Raw genomic sequence first — 5,220 nt, 5'->3', positions numbered from 1 at the left:
TACGGCTTGTACATGGCCGCGAAACGTCCGCTGCTGTCGGTCTTGAGCCCGTATTGCGCAAAGCAGTCGCGTACATAATCCGATGGCGCTTCGAAGACCGCATACACGCCCCATCGCAAGTCGCGGATCGCGGTGGCCGCGACATCGCCATGAAAGCCGGTGGTTGCGCCGGTTGCTTCACCGCGCACGGCAATGCTCGCAATCGATATCCCCAGTTCCAGCCCGATCAGGTGATACGGCTTGTACATGGCCGCGAAACGTCCGCTGCTGTCGGTCTTGAGCCCGTATTGCGCAAAGCAGTCGCGTACATAATCCGATGGCGCTTCGAAGACCGCATACACGCCCCATCGCAAGTCGCGGAACACAGGCCGTCCATCGCGTTCGAGCGATGACACCACTTCCACGCTTCCCCGATGCGGGAGAATTCCGCCTTCGGACGCGGGCTTCAACAGGTTCGGAAGGTCATCGACGCCACATGCCGGGAACGCGAGTCCGTCGGAAGGCGGCCGCAAGTCGCACGCATTCGATACAGCCGCCATCTCCAGCGCCGATTTCGTGCCATCCAGAAACGAGTTGAACATCTGCGCGTTGAAGTCTCCCGATCCGACTTGTTCCTCGGTGAAACCGTAGTAGCTCCATACTGTGTCGGGCGTGGACTGGTGATAGACCGGCAGATACTTCGTGCCTTTGCCGGCGCAGATCACCTTGAAGCCGATGGTGCGTGCCCAATCCACCATTTCCGCAATCAGCGCGGGCTGATCGCCCGATGCCATCGAGTAGATGATGCCGGCTTCAGCCGCGCGTCTTGCCAGCAACGGACCTGCGAGTACGTCGGCCTCGACGTTCACCATCACGATGTGCTTCTTGTGCTTGCAGCAGAGCAATGCATGATGGATGCCCGCGGCGGGACTGCCGGTGGCATCGATCACGATATCCACGTGGTCACTCGCGATCATGGCGTCGGCGTCGTCGGTGATGAAGGTCGAGCCGCTGCGCAATGCTTCGGACCACGAAGCAGCGGAATAACGCGCTTCTTCCCAGCCTACGCGATGCATCGCGTTGCGCGCCCGCTCAGGAGAAATGTCCGCGATACCAACCAGATGAATGCCAGGCGTGCGCGGGGCTTGCGACAGATACATCGAGCCGAATTTTCCTGCGCCAATCAAGCCGACGCGAACCGGCCGGCCTGCTTGAGCGCGTGCTTCGAGTTTCGCTATGAGCGACATGCTGTCTCCTTTGTTGTGATGATCGGAAGGGTGTTGAGAGCGTCCTTGATCCAAAGATAGCAGCATGCTTTTTGCAATAGAATGGGCAATTCCACAACCGCGCTGTGCAAAAATCCCCATGCGAAAATTCGACTGGGATGCGCTTCAAGCCTTCCTTGCAATTGCCCGGGCAGGACGCCTGACTATCGCGGCGCAGCAAATGGGCGTTGACCATTCCACGTTGAGCCGACGGGTTGCATCGCTTGAAGCGAGCATTGGGGTGACGTTGTTCGAGCGCAGTTCGGTCGGGTTTCTACTGACGCCCGAAGGCGAACGGCTGATGACCGATGCCGAGGCCATGGAGAGCCTGGCAATGCGTATCAACGCGCGTCTCGACGATCCTTCAGGTGGTTTGACCGGGACGGTTCGCGTGGGAACGCCGGAGGGTTTCGGCACCTATTTTCTGGCGCCGAGGCTTGCGAAACTCACGGCGGCGCATCCGGATCTGGAGATAGAACTCGTTGCCAATCCGCGCATGTTCAGCTTGTCGAAGCGGGAAGCGGATATTGCGGTGACCATGACGCGGCCGACGCGCGGGCGGGTTTATGCGCATCGGCTCAATGACTATGCGCTGGGGGTTTATGCATCGGGCGCATATCTTGAGTCACATGCGCCCATCAATATGTTCCAGGACATCTTCAAGCATCGATGGATCGGTTATATCGATGACCTGATGTGGAGCACCGAGCTTGATTATTTATCGCAGATATCGACGGCGCTCATGCCGGCCTTGCGTATCTCGAATGTGATCAGCCAGGCGGCGGCTGTGAGCGGCGGTGCCGGGATCGGCGTGCTGCCATGTTTTATCGCGCGCAAGGAGGCTGCGCTCGTGCGCATATTGCCTGATGAAATCGCGCTGAGCCGTTCCTACTGGCTGGTGTCACATGCCGATACTCGCGACATTGCCAGAGTGAAGCTGCTGTCGGATTTCATTCGCACGGAATGCAGCGGTTCGGAGGCGTTCTGGGGGCGGTGGCCTTGAGCAGTCGCCGAAGAGCTTCGGCGACTTGCTCATCGGTCAGCCAACTTCCAGCGGCTTGTGCTTTTCGTCGCCGGCCCCCGGGAAGAACTTGTCCCACACCGCTCTCACCCCTTCAGCCGCAACCACTTCCGCGCTGATGTCCCCGGTTTCCCGCGCCACGCCCGGATCGGCGACCAACCCTCTCCAGTGCGTGAAAACCAGCAAAGGCTTTTCTGTCCACTCGCCCGCGCCAAATTTCGCAAACGCTGTATTGCCGCTCGCGAGTTGAACTTCATACCAGCCGTCGCGAACGGGTGCGTGGTCGCTTCGCGCTGCAATAAAACGATCTCTAATTCGTCTTCAATGTCAGCAGACATGGAACGATTAACGAAGCACATCCTGAACAGATCAGGAAACGCATCGGACGCAGTATGAAATAACGATGAATTACAGCCAATCTATTAAAAAATTTCGAAATAGGGCAAATCCTGATGACTCGGTTATTTTGTTTATCGATAATGCCTAAACACATAAATATGCACCCGACCCGCCCAGAACGTTGGGCGGATGGAATCGTAAGCTGAGAGGAGTCTGACATGCGCGACGGAGAGATCAGTTATAAAGACGTGACTCTGATTCCCCTGGCTGCTTACGACGATGGTACATATGCTGCAATGCTGATCGTCAGGGAACTCGACGGCATGCAGCGCGCGAGTGGCATCCTCGGGCACTTTGCGTGCGCGCTGGATGCCCGGAAGTTTGCGCTGGCCTACGGCATGACCGAAATCGATGCACGCTGGCGCGCTTACCCCGACCCGGCAAAAGTCGATGAATGGAATGCCCATGCGCAACCGGCTTTCGAGCGCGCTGCGTGAGCTTTATGCGTTAAAGCCAAAATGGCAATTGGCGAGTCGCTTAGTAGCGCTCGCCAATTGCCATTTGAATACCGTCGCGCCGTTAAACAATGGCTAAGCCAGATTCGTCCTTAACTCTTCCCCTAAAAACTCCACAAACGTCCTCAGCTTTGCGGACAACTGATGCCGTTCGAGATAAACGGCGTGAATATCCGCATTAGGCAGCACCCAGTCGTTCAGCAACACTACGAGCTTTCCGTCCCGCACCAGCGTCTGCGTTTCCCATTGCGAGCGAACGGCAATGCCGCGTCCATCGAGCGCCCATTCAAGAACCGCGCTTCCGTCATTGCTGCTTAGCGGTCCGTCGACCTTGACCGTCTCAGCCTTCTTCCCCCGCGTGAAGTGCCACGTCCCGTAAGCCGATTCATTCTCCCGAAGCACGAGACACGCATGGCGCGTCAGGTCATGCGGCGTCGTGGGCGCACCGAACGCCTTCACATAGTCCGGCGATACACACACCACCCGCCGGTTCTTCACCAGCAAGCGCGCGTTGATCCGTGCATCGGGAACATCGCCGAAACGGATGCCCAGATCAAAGCCTTCCTCCTGCAAGTTCACTGGCCTGTCCGACAAATGCAGCTGGATCTTGATCGTCGGATAGCGCGCGATGAACTTCGATACCGCCGGCGCCACGCGTCTGCGTCCAAATCCAAACGATGCATTCACGCGCAGCAAGCCGGTCGGTTCGCCTCGGCTTTTCGTGACCAACTGCTCGAGTTCCGCGAGTTCATCGAGGATCCGGGAGCCGTCCGCCAGATACAACTCGCCTTCGGGCGTCAGACTGACGCGTCGTGTCGTCCGGTTCAGAAGCCTTACGCCCAGACGCCGCTCGAGTTGTGCAAGACGCTTGCTGATCGATGGCGGCGTCACGCCCAGATCCCGCGCCGCCGCCGCCAGATTGCGATGCCGCGCCACCAGTGTGAAGAGGCTCAGATCGGAAAAGCCGTCCATCGTATTCGTTCCTGAAAGTTAAGTCTGGATTGCCTGAATAGAAACTGTATCGGCTGACGCATCAATTAAACTTCATAAAACTGTTGGAGACAATGATGTTCGATCGATTCAAGGACGTATCGGCTACTGTCGATGGCGTCAAAATCAAGGCAATTACCAGCGGCGCCGGCCCGGCATTGCTTCTGCTGCACGGCCATCCACAGACGCACGCGATCTGGCACAAGGTTGCGCCCGCGCTGGCAAAGCACTTCACGCTGGTGGCCGCAGATCTTCGCGGTTATGGCGACAGCGACAAACCCCAGGGTCTGCCCGATCACAGCAACTACTCGAAGCGCCGCCTCGCACAAGATCAGGTCGACCTGATGCGCTCGCTCGGTCACGAAACGTTCGCGGTGCTGGGCCACGACCGTGGCGGCCGTGTCGCGGTGCGCATGGCGCTGGATTACCCTGACGTTGTCACAAGCCTCATCACGCTCGACGTTGCGCCAACTCTGGCGATGTACGAAAAGACCTCGTTCGAATTCGCGCGCGCCTACTGGCACTGGTTCTTCCTCGTGCGTCCAGCGCCTTTCCCCGAAACGCTGATCAACGCCGACGCCGACCTTTACCTCAAGCAGACCATTGGCGCACGGAGCGCGGGCCTGAAGCCGTTCACGCCGGAGGCATACGCCGAATATCTGCGATGCCTGCAGATTCCCGGCACGGCGCATGGCATCTGCGAGGACTATCGGGCGAGCGTGACGATCGACCTCGAGCACGACCGCGAGTCGCTCGCGAATGGCCAGAAAATCGCGTGCGAATTCCTGGCGCTTTGGGGTGCGGAAGGCGTGATTGAAAAGTGCTTCGATCCCATCGCCGAGTGGAACGCGTTCTCCGACAAGGTCACCGGCCACGCGCTGCCCTGCGGCCATTACATCCCCGAAGAAGCGCCCGAGTTGCTGATCGAATGTGCGTTGCCGTTTCTAAAAGAATAAAGCCATGCCGACCCCCACAACCTTCTATAAAACCGCCCCACGCGCTTGGGCGCGACCCTCATGAATAGAAACTTCAGGGGCGTACACTTGATGCGCGCAGAGACAGTGGCCGTATGCTTCTTGGAGGTCTCGACCCCGTCAAAAAACCTGGCCCA

At 58.5% G+C, this 5,220-nt stretch carries 6 protein-coding genes; 3 read left to right on the top strand and 3 right to left on the bottom strand.

The annotated features are described in order from the left end of the window. A partial coding sequence (locus ACRXB1_RS29610; protein ID WP_449494052.1) for an NAD(P)H-dependent oxidoreductase occupies positions 1-1,226 on the bottom strand: 1,226 nt, incomplete at its 3' end. A 118-nt stretch (positions 1,227-1,344) separates the two neighbouring features. Here ACRXB1_RS29610 and ACRXB1_RS29605 point away from each other — a divergent pair. Next, a complete protein-coding gene (locus tag ACRXB1_RS29605) occupies positions 1,345-2,247 on the top strand; it encodes a LysR substrate-binding domain-containing protein (RefSeq protein WP_174365477.1) in 903 nt (300 codons plus the stop codon). A 36-nt stretch (positions 2,248-2,283) separates the two neighbouring features. Here ACRXB1_RS29605 and ACRXB1_RS29600 read toward each other — a convergent pair whose 3' ends face one another. After that, complete coding sequence (locus tag ACRXB1_RS29600) at positions 2,284-2,580, bottom strand: hypothetical protein (RefSeq protein ID WP_449494054.1); 297 nt, start codon at positions 2,578-2,580, stop codon at positions 2,284-2,286. 242 nt (positions 2,581-2,822) lie between these two features. Between ACRXB1_RS29600 and ACRXB1_RS29595 the strand changes: the two genes are divergently transcribed. Then, on the top strand, positions 2,823-3,101 hold the full coding sequence (locus ACRXB1_RS29595) for a hypothetical protein (RefSeq protein WP_062171766.1): 279 nt from the start codon (positions 2,823-2,825) through the stop codon (positions 3,099-3,101). A gap of 93 nt (positions 3,102-3,194) precedes the next feature. Here ACRXB1_RS29595 and ACRXB1_RS29590 read toward each other — a convergent pair whose 3' ends face one another. Beyond that, on the bottom strand, positions 3,195-4,091 hold the full coding sequence (locus ACRXB1_RS29590; protein ID WP_449494051.1) for a LysR family transcriptional regulator: 897 nt from the start codon (positions 4,089-4,091) through the stop codon (positions 3,195-3,197). Positions 4,092-4,186: 95 nt separating this feature from the next. Between ACRXB1_RS29590 and ACRXB1_RS29585 the strand changes: the two genes are divergently transcribed. After that, positions 4,187-5,065: an alpha/beta fold hydrolase gene (locus ACRXB1_RS29585; protein WP_449494053.1), complete on the top strand. Its 879-nt coding sequence runs from the start codon at positions 4,187-4,189 to the stop codon at positions 5,063-5,065. Positions 5,066-5,220 lie beyond the last annotated feature (155 nt).

The sequence above is a fragment of the Caballeronia sp. M23-90 genome (assembly GCF_053574605.1).
This window is presented reverse-complemented; position numbering and strand designations above follow the sequence as displayed.

Coding starts and splice junctions, on each gene's coding strand:
- ACRXB1_RS29605 (WP_174365477.1), top strand. CDS start 1,345: ATGCGAAAATTCGACTGGGATGCGCTTCAAGCCTTCCTTGCAATTGCC.
- ACRXB1_RS29595 (WP_062171766.1), top strand. CDS start 2,823: ATGCGCGACGGAGAGATCAGTTATAAAGACGTGACTCTGATTCCCCTG.
- ACRXB1_RS29590 (WP_449494051.1), bottom strand. CDS start 4,091: ATGGACGGCTTTTCCGATCTGAGCCTCTTCACACTGGTGGCGCGGCAT.
- ACRXB1_RS29585 (WP_449494053.1), top strand. CDS start 4,187: ATGTTCGATCGATTCAAGGACGTATCGGCTACTGTCGATGGCGTCAAA.